Below are 17,608 nucleotides of genomic sequence, written 5' to 3' on the forward strand. Positions count from 1 at the left end.
AATTGGCGGGCCGTCCCGAAATCCTTTTCCCTTTGTTTGCAGGGCTGGAAACTTTGCAAGGGATCGGGCCAAAGACGTCCAAACTATTTGAGAACCTACACGTTAGCACGCCAAAGGATCTGCTCTTTACGCTGCCTCACGCCATTGTTGACCGGCGTCTGCGGCCCAGTATTGACGGTGCGCTGATGGGGGATGTGGTCACTGTCGCGGTTCAGGTTGAACAACACAGACCCGCTGCACGCAAAGGCGGCGCGACACGCGTTTTTGTGACTGACGGTCATGTAACGTTCGCATTGGTGTTTTTTCATGCCCATATTCGCTATATTGAGGCACAGCTACCAATTGGCGCGCGTCGAATTATTTCAGGAAAAATTGAGTATTTTGATGGACTTGCGCAGATTGTGCATCCAGATCACATGCTCGCAGAGGCGGATGTGCACGATATCCCGCCGTTTGAACCAGTTTATCCGCTAACAGCGGGGATCACCCCAAAAGTCATGTTGAAAGCCAGCGGATCTGCGTTGTCTCGTGCACCAAAAGTGGCTGAGTGGATTGATCCAAACCTGAAGCAGCGTGAAAAATGGCCTGATTGGGACGCCGCTCTTTTGGCGGCTCATCGGCCTGCGGCGCCGTTAGTTGATAGCATGTCTGATCCAGCGCGCTTGCGCTTGGCTTATGATGAAGTGTTTGCCCATCAACTGACCCTTGCATTAGCCCGCTCGACCGCGCGCGCGGCAAAAGGCCGAAGCAGTGTCGGAACGGGACAGCTGCAAAGCCGTGTGTTGAATAATCTGCCCTATGTGCCGACTGGTGCCCAAAGCCGAGCAATCGTTGAGATTAAGCAAGATTTGGCTGCGCCGCACCGCATGAACCGACTTTTGCAAGGGGATGTAGGTGCTGGGAAAACGCTTGTGGCGATGCAGGCTTTGCTGATGGCTGTCGAAGCAGGCGGGCAGGGTGTGATGATGGCGCCGACAGAAATTCTGGCGCGACAACATCTTGAGGGGTTGCAACCTCTGGCCCAGAGTGCCGGTGTGAATTTGGAATTGCTTACTGGCCGTGACAAAGGCAAAGAGCGCGCGCGCAAACTGGCAGCACTGGCCAGCGGTGAGATCAAAATCTTGGTCGGCACTCATGCAGTGTTCCAAAAAGACGTTGAGTTTTGCGATCTGCGTCTGGCGGTTGTGGACGAGCAGCACCGGTTTGGTGTGCGTCAACGCATGGAGCTTGGCGCAAAGGGGCAGGCGGTCGATATGCTGGTGATGACCGCAACGCCGATCCCGCGCACCTTGTCGTTGGCCCACTACGGTGATCTCGATATCTCCGTGCTTGATGAAAAACCCCCCGGTCGCCAACCGATCAAAACCGCTTTGGTACAAACATCACGGATGGAGGAAGTGGTCAGCCACCTGCGCAGTGCGGTCGCCAAAGGCCAGCAAGCCTATTGGGTCTGCCCGTTGGTGGAAGAGAGCGAGCAAAGCGATATGACCGCCGCCGAAGAACGGTTTAAACGCCTACGTGCAGAGTTGGGAGAGGGCGCTGTTGGTCTAGTGCATGGTCAAATGCCGCCTTCTGAGAAAGACGCGGCAATGGCGGATTTCATTGCAGGTAAAACGCAGGTTTTGGTGGCGACGACCGTTATCGAAGTGGGCGTTAATGTGCCTAACGCGACCATCATGATGATTGAGCGCGCCGAGAATTTCGGGCTTGCCCAGTTGCACCAATTACGCGGACGTGTCGGTCGTGGTTCGGGCGCGTCGACGTGTCTGCTTTTGTATCAGGCACCCCTTGGTGAAACGGGGCGCCGCCGTCTCGAGATATTGCGCGAAACAGAAGACGGGTTTGTCATTGCTGAGGAAGACCTTGCAATGCGCGGTGCGGGGGACATGATTGGCTCTGCACAGTCGGGCTTGCCACGTTTTCGGATCGCAGATCCGGACAGGCACAGCGATCTTATGGAGATCGCACAAAAAGATGCGCGTAAACTGTTGTCGGACGATCCTGCGTTAACCTCTGAGCGTGGAAAAGCTGCCCGTGTTCTTTTGTGGCTCATGGAACAAGATAAAGTAATTCGTTTGATTTCAGTGGGTTAGGTTCGGCCAGAACATTTTGTCCACTTTTGTTCTTAAAAAGTTCTTTACTTTGGTTAACTCAAATGAGAACAAAGGTGCAACAAACGCTGAGATGCAAAGGAGATACCCATGATTGCTGATGTGAAAAACATTATTCGCCGCTCACAAACGACGTTGGTTCAAGACATGTTCACAGTGTCTGCCATTGTAGCAATGACTGTGGCGGCACTTACTTTGCCGGCGTTTATGTAAAGACACTGCCTACGATCTATCTTGGTGCGGGTACGATATTTGTCCCCCCAAACAGGTGATATCGCGTTACTGCCTAACGTATTTATCGGATCGCCTCTTCGATAAACCAGCCTGCACCACATGTGCCTGATCGTTACTGACCGCTATCTTCTCCCACGAAGGTAGCGGTTTTTTATGCGTCCTGAGCATCTGAATCGCCGCTAAGTGCATCACATGCCGCATCAAGAGAGAGCATAATTGAGGCATGGCGGTTTTTGTAATCTTTGGCCGCGCGCAGAACTTCAAAACCTTCAAAAGGGGCCTGCGGAACTGGGCCATCCTCTGCCAGCAACCTTGCCAAAGCGTCACGCGTCGCAACAACTTGCGCCGTGCTACGTCCAATAATGTTTTTTGCCACAACAGAGGCGGCGGCTTGGCCCAAGGCACAGGCTTTCACGTCATGTGCATAATCATGGATGACACCGTCTTCGACCAGCAGATCAACCGTAACGCTTGAACCACACAGCGGGGCGCGGCGTTTGGCGCTGTGGCTTGGTGCATCCAGGCGGCCAACACGCGATAACTCTGTTGTAAGCTGCAAAATCTGCGCAGAATAAATCTTTATCAGGTCTGCTTCGTTTGACATATGCGCGAGGCCTTTTGTTTCACTCATCCGACAGATAGGACGGTGGAGGACAGTTGGAAAGGCACTGTGATGAAGTTTGATCCGAATTCCCTAAAGTTCAACGATGCGGGCTTGTTGCCGGTGATTGCACAGGATGTGGACAGTCATGAGGTTTTGATGCTGGCGTGGATGAACGCTGAAGCCGTCAGTCGCACGTTGAAAACGGGGCAGGTGACGTATTGGTCTCGCTCGCGCGCCGAGTTTTGGGTAAAGGGCGCCACATCGGGGCACACACAAGAATTGGTTCAAATGCAGATTGATTGCGACCGCGATTGTATCTTGGTGAGCGTTCGCCAAACCGGTCCGGCCTGTCACACAGGCGCGCGAACGTGCTTTTTCACAGACTTAACGGGCCGCACTGAGGTGACGAGCTAAAGCCCAACAAGTCTTCGAATGTCTTCGCTGCTTAAGCCCTGCGCACGATAGGTTGAAAGTGCGCGGGCGTCATCGCGTTTTGCCAGCCGTTTACCTGCGTCATCGCGGATCAAACGGTGGTGATGATACTGCGGTGTTGGAAGGTTAAGCAAACGTTGCAAGACCACATGGATGGCTGTGGCGCTGTCAAGATCCTCGCCGCGGACAACATCCGTAACGCTTTGCGCGGCGTCATCGACCACCACGGAAAGATGATAGGATGTTCCCATATCCCGCCGCGCCAAGACGACATCACCGACAGTGTGAACAAGCTGGTTCGCGGTGATTTGAACGGATGCTCCGTTGTTGGTGTATGTAATTGGCGTCTTATCAACTTTAAGTGCCGCAACGGCCGCTCTCATATCAAGACGCAGCACCGTATCAGACGGAATGTCGTCCGCCAGGCGGGTGTGATGGGTTTTTGGCACGTAGCACAGCCGCGGATAAATCACGCCATCAGGTCCCAATAATGGAGCGCCTTCTTGGGGAGCAGTAACCGCCGCTGCAATATCTGCGCGGCGGCAGTTACATGGGTATAAATATCCAGAGCACCACAATTCATTTAGGGCAGAGCGGTAGCGCGCAAGGTGATCCGATTGTCGGATGGGCGGGGCGTCCCAGTTAAGCCCCAACCAGGAAAGATCATGGTAAATTTGCTGTTCCCACTTGTCCCGTGCACGTGAGCGGTCAATATCTTCGATCCGCAGCAAGAAAGTGCCGCCCTGCGCGCGGGCTAGGTCATGGGCAACAATCGCGGAGTACGCGTGACCAAGATGAAGCGGCCCTGTTGGGGACGGTGCAAAACGCGTGATCATCACTCGGCTGCGAGTTTTTCCTGACCTAACCAGCCTAGCCATTCTGCTTTGGCGCGATCCGTATAGGCTTTGTAGCGGTCCTTGCGGCCTTTGCGGCCCCCTTTGAGCCCATCAACTGGGGGGAAAAGCCCGAAGTTGACATTCATAGGCTGGAAGGTTTTTGCATCCGCACCGCCTGTAATGTGGCTGACCAATGCGCCCATTGCAGTGACTTGGGGCACCGCAGGTAGGTCGTCACCGTTGATTTCTGCAGCAGCCATGCGGCCAGCAAGCAAACCCATCGCCGCTGATTCAACGTATCCTTCAACACCAGTAATCTGACCCGCAAAGCGCAGATTAGGGTGGGTTTTCAACTTCATATCATGCGTGAGCAATGTGGGAGAGTTCAGAAACGTATTGCGGTGAATGCCACCAAGACGCGCGAATTCTGCATTTTCGAGACCGGGGATCATGCGGAGCACTTCTTTTTGCGCCCCGTAGGTCATCTTAGTTTGAAAGCCGACGATGTTGTAAAGCGTGCCCAAGGCATTGTCGCGACGCAATTGCACAACCGCATAAGGTTTGTCTTCGGGCGCGTGCGGGTTTGTCAGGCCAACGGGTTTCATCGGACCGAAACGCAACGTCTCGCGACCGCGTTCGACCATCACCTCAACGGGCAGGCATCCATCGAAATATTTGGCGGTTTCACCGTCTTTAAACTGGGTTTTGTCCGCTGCCATCAACGCATCGATAAAGGCTTCGTACTGGGCTTTGTCCATCGGGCAGTTGAGGTACGCGGTGCGCTCTTCTTCTGTTTCGCCCTTATCATAGCGTGACTGCATCCACGCTTGGGACATATCGATCGTGTCAAAATAGATGATAGGGGCGATTGCGTCGAAAAAGGCCAAGGCCTCGGCACCCGTCGCTTTGGCAATAGATACTGACAGCGCGTCTGAGGTCAGTGGACCTGTTGCCACAATCCAATGGCCGTCGCCCGGAAGCTCTGTGATTTCATCATAGCTCACAGAGATGTTTGGGTGTGCCTTCAAGGCGGCCGTGACGGATTCCGCGAAGGGCTCACGATCAACAGCCAGTGCGCCACCAGCGGGTATGCGGTGCTTTTCAGCGATGCTCATGATCAAGCCGTTGGCTTGACGCATTTCCCAATGCAGCAAACCGACAGCGTTTTGCTCATTATCGTCCGAACGGAATGAATTTGAGCATACCATTTCACCAAGGTTGCCCGTTTGGTGTGCGAAGGTGCCAACTTTGGGCCGCATTTCGTGGATCACCACAGAGATGCCCTGATTTGCGGCCTGCCACGCGGCTTCTGATCCGGCCATTCCGCCGCCGATGATATTGAGTGTTTTTGTCATACGCAGCAGGTAATCCAGCCTGCCGCGCAAATCAATGAAAACGATGTCGCAACTTGCATCATCTTTGAACTGGATTACAGCAGAAGCCTAAACGCAATGACCCCCGGCGTTGGAAGCGCCGGGGGTCATTAAGTGATCGGGTTGGAGGACCCGCATTAACTTGCCCTATTGTTACCAAACAAAGCCTCAATTGCGCCACAATTATTTTGCCAACAATCGAAATTAATGCGGAAACAGTTCTTCTCTAGGCGTCGGTCGGAGCGTCGGGGGCAGCGTTGCCACCGTCTTCTACGTCAGCATCTTCGGCTGTCTGATCGGCGATCCAAGCCACGCTCACGACTTTTTCACCCTTGGTTGTGTCGAATACTTTCACACCACCGGCGCTACGCGATCTAAAGCTGATGCCTTCAACAGGGACGCGAATGGATTGACCTTTGCTGGTGACCAACATGATCTGATCTTCCAGCTCAATTGGGAAGGAGGCCACGATCTGACCGCCGCGCATGGCTTTGTCCATTGCCTGCACACCCATGCCACCGCGTCCACGCAGCGGATAGTCATGGCTGGATGACATTTTGCCCGCACCGTTTTCCGTGATGGTCAGTATCAGGTTTTCGGAAGCTGACATTTCGACGTAACGCTCTTGGGGCAGGTTAATATCCGCTACGGCGTCTTCATCTGCTACATCAACTTCGTCCGTTAAGCCCGCGACAAGTCTACGCATTTTCAAATACGCGGCACGTTCTTCCGATGATGCCTCGAAGTGGCGGATGATCGACATTGATACAACTGTATCATCGCCTGCAAGCTTAACACCGCGCACACCGACCGAGGCACGTGAGTTGAAGATACGGACGTCTGTGGCCTTAAATCGGATTGCACGACCAGAGTTAGTCACCAACATGACATCATCGTCGTTTGAGGCGATGCGTGCGTTGATAAGCGTGGTGTTTTCGTGCTCACCCTCAAACTTCATTGCGATTTTGCCGTTGCGCATGACGTTCGTGAAATCAGAAAGTTTGTTGCGGCGCACGGTGCCTGCAGAGGTTGCGAAGACAACTTGAAGATCGTCCCATTCTTTCTCATCACGGTCCACAGGCATGATCGCTGCGATCGACACACCCTGTGGGATGGGCAGGATATTGATGATTGCTTTGCCCTTTGAGGTGCGTGAGCCTTGGGGCAGGCGCCACGTCTTGAGCTTGTAAACCATGCCATCTGTCGTGAAGAACAGCAGTTGCGTGTGGGTATTGGCCACAAAGAGCGATGTGACTACGTCTTCGTCTTTGGTCGCCATGCCGGACAAGCCCTTGCCACCGCGACGTTGGGCGCGGAAGTCGGCAAGCGGCGTCCGTTTGATATAGCCACCTTGGGTAATTGTGACGACCATGTCTTCGCGTTCGATCAGGTCCTCATCTTCCATGTCGCCGGACCAGTCGACGATTTCTGTACGACGCGGTACCGCATAAGCGTCACGAACTTCGGTCAGCTCATCGGTGATGATGCCCATGATACGCTCGCGGGAGCGCAAGATATCAAGGTATTCGGTGATTTTGGCCGCAAGCGCTTCCAGCTCATCCGTTACTTCGGACACGCCAAGCTGTGTCAGGCGTTGCAGGCGCAATTCCAGAATGGCGCGGGCCTGGGTTTCAGATAGATTATATGTGCCGTCTTCATTGGCCTTATGGGTCGGATCATCAATCAACTTGATGTAGGCCAAAATATCTTGGGCGGGCCAGCGGCGCGTCATCAGTTTTTCACGGGCCTCAGCAGCATCCGCAGAGGACCGGATCGTTGCAACAATTTCATCCACATTTGATACGGCCACGGCCAAACCACAGAGTACGTGACTACGTTCGCGTGCTTTGCGCAAATCAAAGGCGGTGCGGCGCGCCACCACTTCTTCGCGGAAAGCAATAAATGATGTCAGGAACTTACGGAGTGTAAGTTGTTCGGGCTTACCGCCATTCAGAGCCAACATGTTAGCACCAAAGCTTGTTTGCATTGGCGTAAAGCGGAACAACTGGTTGAGAACGACTTCCGCTGTCGCATCGCGTTTCAACTCAATCACCACACGGACACCGTTACGGTCAGATTCGTCTTGAACGTGGCTGATGCCTTCGATCTTTTTCTCGCGAACTTGTTCCGCGATTTTGTCGATCATTGATGCTTTGTTAACCTGATAGGGGATTTCGTCGATTACAATTGCCCAACGATCCTTGCGGATTTCCTCAACGCGGGTTTTCGACCGGATCACAACGCTGCCACGTCCTTCAAGGTAGGCTTTGCGCGCGCCAGAGCGGCCCAACATGATGCCGCCTGTTGGGAAATCAGGCCCTGGAATATAGTCGATCAACTGCTCTGACGTCAGATCAGGTTGTTCGATAAGCGCCAAAGTTGCATCGATTACTTCGCCCAAATTGTGAGGTGGGATATTCGTGGCCATACCAACAGCAATACCGCCAGCACCGTTGACCAGCATATTCGGAAAACGGGCAGGCAGAACAGTCGGCTCAGTATCTTTGCCGTCGTAGTTATCTTGAAAATCAACGGTCTCTTTTTCGATATCTGCAAGCAACGCACCCGCCGGTTTGTCCATGCGGACTTCGGTATAGCGCATTGCGGCCGCGTTATCGCCGTCCATGGAGCCGAAGTTGCCCTGACCATCCAGAAGCGGAAGCGACATTGAGAAATCTTGGGCCATCCGCACCAGTGCGTCGTAAATCGCGCTGTCGCCGTGGGGGTGATATTTACCCATTACATCGCCAACAGGGCGGGCAGACTTACGATACGACTTTTCAGCGGTATTACCTGTTTCATGCATGGCATAAAGAATGCGGCGGTGAACAGGTTTCAGACCATCACGCAGGTCAGGGATCGCACGGCTAACGATGACCGACATCGCGTAATCAAGATAGGCCGTTTTCATCTCATCGACGATGTCGACTTGCGGTCCGTCGTAAACATACCCCTGAACGATGTTTTCTTGTTCGTTTTCAGGTGTTTCGGGCGTGTCGCTCATGTGATACCTTAACTTTCCATGCGCGCTATGGCTCGCGCGCTATATATTGTTACCGAAACAATAGCACTTCCTGCATATGGGGTGCAATGGGGCGTTCAGGTCGAATTTCAAGCGGCACTTAGCTTTTGGTGATATCCCAGTTTGGTTTACGCTTTTCGTTGAAGGCCGTAATGCCTTCAGCGGTGTCTTTATCAGCCATATTTTGAACCATCACGTCACGGGTAAAAGCATACGCATCTGCCATGGGCATTTCGAGTTGATCGTAAAACGCGCCCTTACCAAGACGCACAGCAGTCCCCAGTTTAGCGGCAACAGTTTCTGCCAAATCGCGTGTCACGGACGCCAGTTTGCTGGGTTCGGCGACACGGTTAATCAGCCCAAGTTCAAGCGCGCGATCGGTGTCAATGAAGTCACCGGTCACAAGCATTTCAAAGGCCTGCTTGCGGGGCAGATTGCGCGACAAGGCTACCATTGGGGTTGAGCAAAACAGCCCGATGTTCACACCATTAACTGCAAACCGTGTTCCTTCAGCCGCGACAGCCATATCGCATGCGGCAACAAGCTGACATCCTGCGGCAGCAGCGACACCGTGAACTTGCGCAATGACGGGTTGGGGCAGGGTGCGAATAGCAGTCATCATCTGCGCGCATGCATCGAAAAGCGCTGTCAGCTCACCGGCACCAGCATCCAGACTTTCGCGCATCGCCTGCATTTCTTTGAGATTGTGACCCGCACAAAAGGCTTTTCCGGCACCGCTGAGAACAACGCATCGGATGCTTTGATCCGCAGCTATGTCCACAAAGAGCGAGGTCAGTGCCCCGATCATTTGACTTGAAAGAGCGTTAAGCGTTTGCGGCGTTGCTAATTCAATGTACGCGACGCCGTTCGCATCACAACGGGTATAAAGAGATGTTTGCGTATCGGTCATCTTGTTCCTCCCAATCTTGTGGTTACAGTAGGGCCGAAACTGCTGAGAGTTGCAATGACTGACCCACTTCTTACTGCCGCAGAGCTGACCGCATTTTTGGCGCGGGATTTTGAGCAAGTGAAGGACGACTTCACTGTTGATGAAATCACGACGCAAGGGATAAGGCTGCGCCTTAACGTAGCTGAGCGGCACCTGCGCCCAGGTGGCACTGTATCCGGACCCGCGATGTTTGGATTGGCAGATGTGGCGGCGTATTTGGCGATTTTGTCGCGGATCGGTCTTGAGGCGCTAACGGTGACCACGAACTGCAGCATTGATTTCATGCGCAAACCCATCGCAGGTACAGATGTTATTTGTGACGTGCGGCTTTTGAAGCTGGGACGGCGGCTGGCCGTTTGTGATGCACTTGTATTCAGTGATGGAGATAATCGGCCGGTTGCACTTGCGTCATTGACCTACTCTATCCCGCCAAAGCAGTAATTTTTGTGGGGTATATTAATACCTATTTTGCAAGCCATTGATTAAAAACCGTTTTTCCATGTCTTGCATTGTTGACTGCTATTTCTGCGCCGATATAAGAGCGCAATCGAATACCCGCGGAGCCATTCCGCTGACATTCCAAGGATAGAAACATGAAAACCTTCACTGCGACACCCGCAGACATCGACAAGAAGTGGATCATCATCGACGCTGAAGGCGTGGTGCTGGGCCGTCTCGCGTCGATTGTTGCGATGCGTCTTCGCGGCAAGCACAAGCCGTCGTTCACGCCCCACATGGACATGGGTGACAACGTCATCATCATCAACGCTGACAAAGTTCAGTTGACTGGTAAGAAACGCGAAGAGCGTTACTACTGGCACACTGGCTACCCAGGTGGCATCAAATACCGTACCAAAGAGCAAATCTTGGAAGGTGATCACCCTGAGCGCGTTGTAACACTTGCGATCAAACGTATGTTGCCAGGTAATCGCCTGTCACGCCAGCAAATGACGAACCTGCGTGTATATGCAGGCGCCGAGCACCCCCATGAGGCGCAAAGCCCCGAAGTGCTGGACGTCAAATCCATGAACTCAAAGAACACGAGGGTCTGATAGATGGCTGAAGAAATCAAAAGCCTCGATGAGCTGAACGCAGTTGCCGAAGGCACTGTTGCAGCAGCAGAAGTTGAGATCACCCCGCGCGAGCCCGTCCGTGACGATCTTGGCCGTTCTTATGCAACTGGTAAACGTAAAGACGCGGTTGCACGCGTTTGGATCAAGCCAGGCTCCGGCAAAGTTGTTGTGAACGGTAAAGAGATGAAGGTCTATTTTGCACGCCCCGTTCTGCAAATGATCTTGCGTCAGCCTTTCACCGTTTCTGGTACAGAAGACCAGTTCGACGTGATGGCGACTGTCAAAGGTGGCGGTCTTTCTGGTCAAGCTGGTGCGGTTAAGCACGGCATTTCCAAAGCACTGCAACTCTACGATCCCAGCCTGCGTGGCGCGTTGAAAGCCGCTGGCTTCCTCACACGCGACAGCCGTGTTGTTGAGCGTAAGAAATACGGTAAAGCAAAAGCGCGTAAGAGCTTCCAGTTCTCTAAACGCTAAGTTTTACGTTCATTGTTCGAAAAAGCCCTGCCAATTGGTGGGGCTTTTTTGTATCTGGCGTCACGTAAGCAGCGCAAGTGCTCTGGCAGCGTTCATGTAACTTTAAGTTGGTAGTGTTTTTTTGGCTTAGATCGTCACAGTGGTGAGTACTAAGTGAAGCATTTTATTCGGACGGGCATTCAACGACTAGCGGCTCGGAATGAGGTCTTTGTTGGAGGCCTTGCCCCGAAGGCGGATGTGTCTGCGGCGATTTTACTTTTGCGGCCTGTCGCGATCCAGACCCCTTTGATCCGGATGGGCGGGCAGGGTGACGGTGGGTATTTGTTACCAGATCATTTGGATGGCATTGATGCGTGTTTCTCACCAGGTGTTGATGATGTTGCGACGTTTGAAACACAGTTGGCGCGCGATCATCAAATCCCTTGTTTTCTAGCTGATGCGAGCGTCGACAAAGCCCCAAGTGAGCTCCCGCTGATTACCATTGAGCCAAAATTCATTGGGAGTGACCCTTCTGAAAACTTCATAGGTCTTGAAGACTGGATCGCTCAGAGACAGGTGATTTAGTGCTGCAGATGGATGTCGAAGGGGCAGTATTCGATATATTTGCGCATATGTCTGACACTACTTTAATGCGGTTCCGAACCATCGTTATCGAACTGCATCATTTGCACAATCTATGCTCACGGTGTGCTTTGCCGCTGCTGACAAGTTTCTTCCGCAAATTAACCAAGTTTCACCAAGTCGTGCATCTGCATCCCAACAATTGCACACCTGTGGTAACTCGAAATAGCATCTCGGTTCCGCCGCTTCTTGAGGTTACGCTTCATCGCAAAGATCGCTGTGTTCTAACGCATCAACAGCTCAGCTTTCCGCATTCTCTTGATCGACCCAACGTTAAAGAGATGCCTGATATCAAATTACCTTCCTGCTGGCGATAAACCCGTTTGCACAGGGCGCAATTCCCTTGCAAATATAGCCCGTGGCAAATGATGTTTCTCATAATTCTCGTCGGGGGCTTTTACTGGTTAGCCCGCCGTTTTTCACCACTTTGGTCCTGCTTGCGGGACCGCTCGGGGCAATCATTTTGTTCAGCTTTTGGACGCAAGATTACCTGACTTTGAATACTGATTTCACAATTATAAATTACGTTGAGGCAGCCCAAGACCCGATTTATGGATTGCTACTGGGCCGCTCGCTTTTGGTTGCGGGGGCGGTGACACTGCTAACCGTCGTCACAGCTTTTCCGGTGGCATACTTCATAAGCTTTCACGTAAAGCCGCCACGCAAATCGCTGTGGCTCTTTTTGATTACGATCCCGTTTTGGACAAGCTACCTGATCCGCGTTTTCCTGTGGAAAGTCGTTCTGGGGTTCAACGGCGTCATTAATTCAGGCTTGATTGAGCTAGGTATCATTGATGCACCAATCACATTCATTTTATACAACCTAAACGCTGTAATTATCACGCTCGCCCACGCGTTTGCACCCTTTGCGATTTTACCTATTTTCGTGGCCTTGGAAAAGATTGACCGCTCGCTTCTGGAGGCCTCGCGCGACTTGGGGGAAACCCGTGTGGCGACTTTTTTCCGCGTCACGCTTCCGCTTGCGATGCCGGGCGTAGTCGCCGCAACACTCATCGTGTTCATACCTGTAATCGGTGACTATATTACACCGCGCCTTGTTGGGGGACCCGGCGGGATGATGATTGCAAACATGATCCAGACACAGTTTTTGAAACTCAACAACGCCCCAATGGGAGCGACGCTCGCGGTCATTTCAATGATTTCCGTGACCGTAATTGCGGCGCTTTTTGTCTGGCTAAACCGGCGTTTTCTGAAGGTACGGTCATGAGGGTATATATATGGGCATATCTGACTTTTCTCTACGCGCCGATCGTGTTGCTTCCACTTTTCGCATTCAATGATAGTACAACAATTGCCTTCCCCTTGCAGGGGTTCACCGCCAAGTGGTTTGCGCAATTGCCAACCATTCCCGCCCTGACAAGCAGTGTTTGGACCTCCGTAAAAATCGCCTCTGTAACAGCAGTTTTATCAACAATTCTAGGTGTTTGCGCCGCACGCGCCGCAGTGCGCTATCACTTCACTGGCAAGCGACCCATTATGGGCCTGATCATGCTACCGCTCGTCCTCCCTGAGATTATAGTTGCTGTTTCACTCTTGGTGGTGTTCTTGCAGTTGGGGCTCAGCATAGGGTCATGGTCAGTGATCGCAGGTCACACGTTGATCTGCATGCCATTTGCGATCTCTATTCTAAATTCTAGTTTCCAAAACATTGATCCCGCCCTTGAAGAGGCATCACTTGATTTAGGTGAAACCCGGTTCAGCACGTTTTGCCGTTTGACACTGCCGCTGATCTGGCCCGGACTAATTGCGTCACTGCTTATCTCGTTCACGATCAGTTTGGATGAGTTCATCATCGCTTTTTTCCTAAGCAGTACAGAGCCAACACTACCTGTTTATTTGTGGTCACAGTTACGCTTTCCAACCAAGCTGCCAGTCGTTATGGCCTTGGGAACGCTGCTCGTATGTCTCTCAATCCTGCTGCTTGCACTGGCTGAAACACTTCGTCGCCGTGGGTTGCGAAAGGAGGGGCAAAGCACCGAAGGGAGGTTTCTATGATCATGATTTCGTTATCCGGCGTTAACAAGCATTATGACAGTTACCACGCGCTTAGGAACATAGATTTAGACATTGAAGCAGGGGAGTTCTTCTCTCTGTTAGGCCCATCTGGCTGCGGAAAAACCACGCTGCTGCGCACGATTGCGGGGTTTGAAGATATTGAACGCGGGACGCTTAAGATTGCTGGTACCGATATGGCGCAGGTGCCGCCAAACCGCCGACCTACTAATATGGTGTTTCAAAGTTATGCGATTTTCCCGCATTTAAACGTCGCTCAAAACGTGGCCTTTGGCCTACGGAAATCTGACCTAAGTAAGCCAGAACAAACTCGTGTCGTTGGTGAAGCCCTTGAAATGGTCGGGTTAGGCGGGTTTGGCGCGCGTGCGGCCAATGCTTTGTCTGGTGGGCAACGTCAACGTGTTGCCTTAGCCCGTGCGCTTGTTCTCAAGCCTAAAGTTCTTCTTTTGGACGAGCCGCTTTCCGCGCTGGACAAAAAACTGCGCGAGCAGATGCAGCTTGAACTGCGTCGTCTTCAGCGACAAGTCGGCATTACATTCATCTTGGTGACCCATGATCAGGAAGAAGCGCTGATCATGAGTGATCGGATCGCTGTCATGTTCGAAGGTCAGATTGCGCAATTGGCTGACCCGCAGACACTGTACCGTGCGCCTGCCTCCCGCAAAGTTGGTGAATTCATTGGCACTATGAACGTCATGCCAGTTGCACAAAATGCGGGTAGTTTAACGATTGCAGGGCTTGGACAGGTGTCCGCCCTTGCGCAAGACACTGTCTTGCACGCTGGTATCCGGCCCGAGACCATGTCTATTCTGTTTCCTGGCGAGCCTGATCGCGACCGTGTTACAGTCGCTACTATTGCTGACAGGGCTTACTATGGTGATATGACCTACTATGAAGTCGAGCTTGATGGCTTGGATAAGACCCTTACGATTTCGATGAAAAACCTTATGGGGCGTGAAATTTTAGAGATTGGGACACCTGTCCGCATCAGTTGGCGCGAAGACGCATTGGTGTTTTTTGATCAGTGAGCTTTACGCTAGGTTTGTCAGCGATGAAGGCGCGCCAATAATCCCTTGGTCAATTGGGCCAATCGCTTCGTCATTACGGCCCTCATAAGTCACGCGCGTTAGGATGGTTTGGATTGCTGCGATCCTTGCGTGTCGTTTGTCATCGCTACGAACAACTGTCCACGGACACGTGTCCGTATGCGTCCGAGACAGTGTCTCACCAATTGCGTGTGAATAGCTGTCCCATTTGCCAAGACCCTCTACATCGATCCAAGAGAGTTTCCATTGCTTCAAGGGATCGGCCTCGCGGCGCAAAAAACGGTGTAGCTGTTCGGCTTGCCCAACGTTCAGCCAAATTTTGATCAGCTGTATCCCATCGCTCACCATCATATCTTCGAAGTAGGGCGTTTGATCGAACCAAAGCTGTCGTTGCGTAGGGGTGCAAAATTCAAAGACATGCTCGACAACGCCTCGATTATACCAACTACGATCAAAAAACGTCATGCCTCCCGCGGTTGGCATATGTTTCACATGGCGCTGAAAATACCACTCGTCGGCCTCCTTTTCGGTTGGCTTTGCGAGGGCGACGACACGTGCTTGACGGGGGTTCAAGTTTTCGCGCAGCCGTTTAATGGTGCCGCCTTTGCCGGCTGCATCGCGCCCCTCAAAGACAACAGCAACCCGCGCGCCGCTTTTCTTGACCCACGACTGCATTTTGACCAGCTCAATTTGCAGCTTAGCCATATGCGCCTCATAGGCTTTCCGCTTTAGGCGGTCATCATATGGGTAGCCCGCATCAAGAATTGCCCCCTTAGCACTGTTCTTGATGGCTTGGCGTATATCCTTCGGCGCATGTACGCTGAAGAACTGATGCACCGCATCTTTGGAAAAACTCGACATATCAACACCTTCACCGCCAACTTTCACCCACACTATTACAAAGCAAAGCTAATCGCGCTAGGGGGTCTGGCTCAGGCGATCAATTGCAGAGATCACATCCGCAGGATTTGTGTGGTGAGGCATGTGCCCGACGCTACTCAGGATCGTGAGACGGCTGTTCGGTAATTGAGCATCAAGAACGCGCGCGTGAATACTGGCCGGCACGATCGTATCTGCATCGCCATGAAGGATTTCAGTTGGCAGTGTCATGCGAGGATACTGCTTGGACATTTCCACCACATGCGGGCGTAGCCCAAGGACTTGCCTTGCATTTGCGCGCATCGAGGCACGCCGCGTGACCAAAGCGCCACCAATATAATCGTTGTACCCCTCAGGCGGCTCGGCTGGCTCAAATATCGAATTGATTGAGGCATTGATCCGCGCCTCACCGGCAAAAGCTGCAATCAAAGGCGTTGTGATCAAGCCCCCGATAAGACTGCCATTTACGCGGTAAAATAGATCAAGCGGTCCCGGCCATGGTTCCGTCGCGCCGCTGAGAATGACCATGCCGCTTGGATGATCCGGAAACTCCAACGCCCAAGCCATCGCGACGGCACCACCAAAGCTGTAGCCAAGCACAATTGGATTTTTCACGCCCAGTTGATCCGCTGCGGCCTTCAGCATTCGCGCTTGTTCGTGCGGGGTCTCCGCGTCGGTACTCCACGCGCCGGAAAGGGTAGGGTCCGCCCGATCTGTGTAGCCCAAACCCGGGCGATCCATCACGATAACGCGGTAGCGATACTTGAGTTGGTCAACAAAATCGAACGTCCAATCGCGAATGTTGCCAGATGCCCCATGGATCAGGATCAAATCAGGCCCCGTTCCCGTAACCAACGCATGCACTTGGCGGCCACCCACGTTAACGAATTGGCCAATGGGTGGAAAATTAGCCTCAGCTGCCCGCTCGTTTTTGCGCGCCATGATCCCAACGAAGGCAGAGATCAGAAGGACGCAAATCCCAATGGCAAGCAGGCTAAGTCCCAATGTTTTCAATCTCGTAGGGCGTCGTTTGGTAGATTTCATTTATCCAATTCCCATAGAGAAGATGTGCGTGACTGCGCCACCGGTTTTGAGGTGCCGCAGCAGGATCATCTTCGGGATAATAGTTAACGGGTACATTGACCGCGGTTCCCTCAGAAACATCGCGATCATATTCTTGTTTTAGGGTGCCGGTATCATACTCAAAATGGTTAAAAATATAGAGCGCACGGCGTGCATTATCCTCGACAAGACACGGTCCTACCGCATCGCTGCCCAACAGCGTTTTGAGGCCAGCTTGGTTAATTTCTCCTGCGTCCATTTCGGTCCAGCGGCTCACAGGGATCACGCAATCGTCTGAAAACCCACGCAAATAGGGTGATGCCTCATCAAGGTTTTTGTGACGGAAACACCCAAATGCCTTGGCATCGAGCAGGTGCTTTGTGACGCCATGGAAATAGTTAATCATCGCCATTCCGCCCCAGCATACGCCAAATGTGGAATGCACGTTCGTTTGGGTCCATTCAAAAACCTCACGCAACTCATCCCAATAAGTCACCTCGTCGAATTGCAGGTGCTCAATCGGCGCGCCAGTAATGATGAGGCCGTCAAACTTTTCGCCTTTGATGTCGTGGAAGGGGCGGTAAAACGTCTCCATATGCTCGGCGGCGGTATTTTTGGTCTGGTGCTCGGACATGCGGACAAGTGTCAGCTCAATCTGCAATGGCGTTGCACCAATCAACCGCGCGAATTGTGTCTCGGTCTGAATTTTCTTTGGCATCAGGTTGAGCAAAGCAATTTTCAGCGGGCGGATATCTTGGCGCGCGGCGACTGTCTCGTCCAAAACGCTCACACCCTCGCGGGTCAAAATATCGTAGGCGGGAAGATCCGCGGGTAGTTTAATAGGCATTTTCGGGTGTC

At 52.6% G+C, this 17,608-nt stretch carries 18 protein-coding genes; 10 read left to right on the top strand and 8 right to left on the bottom strand.

The features are described 5' to 3' along the window. The first annotated feature begins 2 nt into the window (after positions 1-2). Both recG and ACTF5M_RS03365 read left to right on the top strand, forming a co-directional pair. Complete coding sequence (gene recG, locus ACTF5M_RS03360) at positions 3-2,093, top strand: ATP-dependent DNA helicase RecG (protein ID WP_438959674.1); 2,091 nt, start codon at positions 3-5, stop codon at positions 2,091-2,093. A 108-nt stretch (positions 2,094-2,201) separates the two neighbouring features. Then, complete coding sequence (locus ACTF5M_RS03365) at positions 2,202-2,324, top strand: hypothetical protein (RefSeq protein ID WP_267884451.1); 123 nt, start codon at positions 2,202-2,204, stop codon at positions 2,322-2,324. 172 nt (positions 2,325-2,496) lie between these two features. Here the strand turns inward: ACTF5M_RS03365 and ACTF5M_RS03370 are convergent, their stop codons facing one another. Next, a complete protein-coding gene (locus ACTF5M_RS03370; RefSeq protein WP_438959711.1) occupies positions 2,497-2,949 on the bottom strand; it encodes an iron-sulfur cluster assembly scaffold protein in 453 nt (150 codons plus the stop codon). A 69-nt stretch (positions 2,950-3,018) separates the two neighbouring features. Here ACTF5M_RS03370 and hisI point away from each other — a divergent pair, with 69 nt between their 5' ends. Continuing rightward, positions 3,019-3,363: a phosphoribosyl-AMP cyclohydrolase gene (gene hisI / locus ACTF5M_RS03375; protein WP_438959675.1), complete on the top strand. Its 345-nt coding sequence runs from the start codon at positions 3,019-3,021 to the stop codon at positions 3,361-3,363. On the opposite strand, the gene gluQRS is transcribed toward hisI, so the two are convergent. The 4 genes from gluQRS to ACTF5M_RS03395 all read right to left on the bottom strand — a co-directional run bounded on the left by gluQRS (position 3,360) and on the right by ACTF5M_RS03395 (position 9,522). Then, the gene (gluQRS, locus tag ACTF5M_RS03380; protein ID WP_438959676.1) at positions 3,360-4,217 is read right to left on the bottom strand and encodes a tRNA glutamyl-Q(34) synthetase GluQRS; all 858 of its coding nucleotides are present in this window, start codon (positions 4,215-4,217) and stop codon (positions 3,360-3,362) included. The genes hisI and gluQRS overlap by 4 nt on opposite strands. After that, the gene (trmFO, locus tag ACTF5M_RS03385; RefSeq protein WP_438959677.1) at positions 4,217-5,572 is read right to left on the bottom strand and encodes a methylenetetrahydrofolate--tRNA-(uracil(54)-C(5))-methyltransferase (FADH(2)-oxidizing) TrmFO; all 1,356 of its coding nucleotides are present in this window, start codon (positions 5,570-5,572) and stop codon (positions 4,217-4,219) included. Before trmFO ends, gluQRS begins: the two co-directional genes overlap by 1 nt. A 244-nt stretch (positions 5,573-5,816) precedes the next feature. Further along, positions 5,817-8,594, bottom strand: a complete 2,778-nt coding sequence (gene gyrA, locus ACTF5M_RS03390; protein WP_438959678.1) for a DNA gyrase subunit A — start codon at positions 8,592-8,594, stop codon at positions 5,817-5,819. A 118-nt stretch (positions 8,595-8,712) separates the two neighbouring features. Beyond that, a complete protein-coding gene (locus ACTF5M_RS03395) occupies positions 8,713-9,522 on the bottom strand; it encodes an enoyl-CoA hydratase (RefSeq protein ID WP_438959679.1) in 810 nt (269 codons plus the stop codon). A 54-nt stretch (positions 9,523-9,576) separates the two neighbouring features. Between ACTF5M_RS03395 and ACTF5M_RS03400 the strand changes: the two genes are divergently transcribed. The 7 genes from ACTF5M_RS03400 (at position 9,577) to ACTF5M_RS03430 (ending at position 14,791) form a co-directional block, all read left to right on the top strand. Beyond that, positions 9,577-10,002: a PaaI family thioesterase gene (locus ACTF5M_RS03400; protein ID WP_438959680.1), complete on the top strand. Its 426-nt coding sequence runs from the start codon at positions 9,577-9,579 to the stop codon at positions 10,000-10,002. Positions 10,003-10,154: 152 nt separating this feature from the next. Then, complete coding sequence (gene rplM, locus ACTF5M_RS03405) at positions 10,155-10,613, top strand: 50S ribosomal protein L13 (RefSeq protein WP_048597585.1); 459 nt, start codon at positions 10,155-10,157, stop codon at positions 10,611-10,613. A gap of 3 nt (positions 10,614-10,616) precedes the next feature. Continuing rightward, positions 10,617-11,108, top strand: a complete 492-nt coding sequence (gene rpsI, locus ACTF5M_RS03410) for a 30S ribosomal protein S9 (protein ID WP_438959681.1) — start codon at positions 10,617-10,619, stop codon at positions 11,106-11,108. A 153-nt stretch (positions 11,109-11,261) separates the two neighbouring features. Beyond that, on the top strand, positions 11,262-11,672 hold the full coding sequence (locus ACTF5M_RS03415; protein WP_438959682.1) for a hypothetical protein: 411 nt from the start codon (positions 11,262-11,264) through the stop codon (positions 11,670-11,672). Between the two features lie 415 nt (positions 11,673-12,087). Beyond that, the gene (locus tag ACTF5M_RS03420; protein ID WP_438959683.1) at positions 12,088-12,957 is read left to right on the top strand and encodes an ABC transporter permease; all 870 of its coding nucleotides are present in this window, start codon (positions 12,088-12,090) and stop codon (positions 12,955-12,957) included. Next, entirely contained in the window at positions 12,954-13,745 is a 792-nt protein-coding gene (locus tag ACTF5M_RS03425; protein ID WP_438959684.1) for an ABC transporter permease, read from the top strand. Before ACTF5M_RS03420 ends, ACTF5M_RS03425 begins: the two co-directional genes overlap by 4 nt. Positions 13,746-13,747: 2 nt before the next feature. Beyond that, on the top strand, positions 13,748-14,791 hold the full coding sequence (locus ACTF5M_RS03430) for an ABC transporter ATP-binding protein (protein ID WP_438959712.1): 1,044 nt from the start codon (positions 13,748-13,750) through the stop codon (positions 14,789-14,791). 3 nt (positions 14,792-14,794) lie between these two features. Here ACTF5M_RS03430 and ppk2 read toward each other — a convergent pair whose 3' ends face one another. The 3 genes from ppk2 to metA are packed head-to-tail and all read right to left on the bottom strand — an operon-like array spanning position 14,795 to position 17,597. After that, positions 14,795-15,670 carry a polyphosphate kinase 2 gene (gene ppk2 / locus ACTF5M_RS03435; protein ID WP_438959685.1) on the bottom strand — a complete coding sequence of 292 codons (876 nt, stop codon included), beginning with the start codon at positions 15,668-15,670 and terminating at the stop codon, positions 14,795-14,797. 57 nt (positions 15,671-15,727) lie between these two features. Further along, positions 15,728-16,732: an alpha/beta fold hydrolase gene (locus tag ACTF5M_RS03440; RefSeq protein WP_438959686.1), complete on the bottom strand. Its 1,005-nt coding sequence runs from the start codon at positions 16,730-16,732 to the stop codon at positions 15,728-15,730. Continuing rightward, on the bottom strand, positions 16,683-17,597 hold the full coding sequence (metA, locus tag ACTF5M_RS03445) for a homoserine O-acetyltransferase MetA (RefSeq protein WP_438959687.1): 915 nt from the start codon (positions 17,595-17,597) through the stop codon (positions 16,683-16,685). Before metA ends, ACTF5M_RS03440 begins: the two co-directional genes overlap by 50 nt. Between the last annotated feature and the right edge of the window lie 11 nt (positions 17,598-17,608).

This window comes from Nereida sp. (genome assembly GCF_965655635.1).
Classification (GTDB): domain Bacteria; phylum Pseudomonadota; class Alphaproteobacteria; order Rhodobacterales; family Rhodobacteraceae; genus Nereida.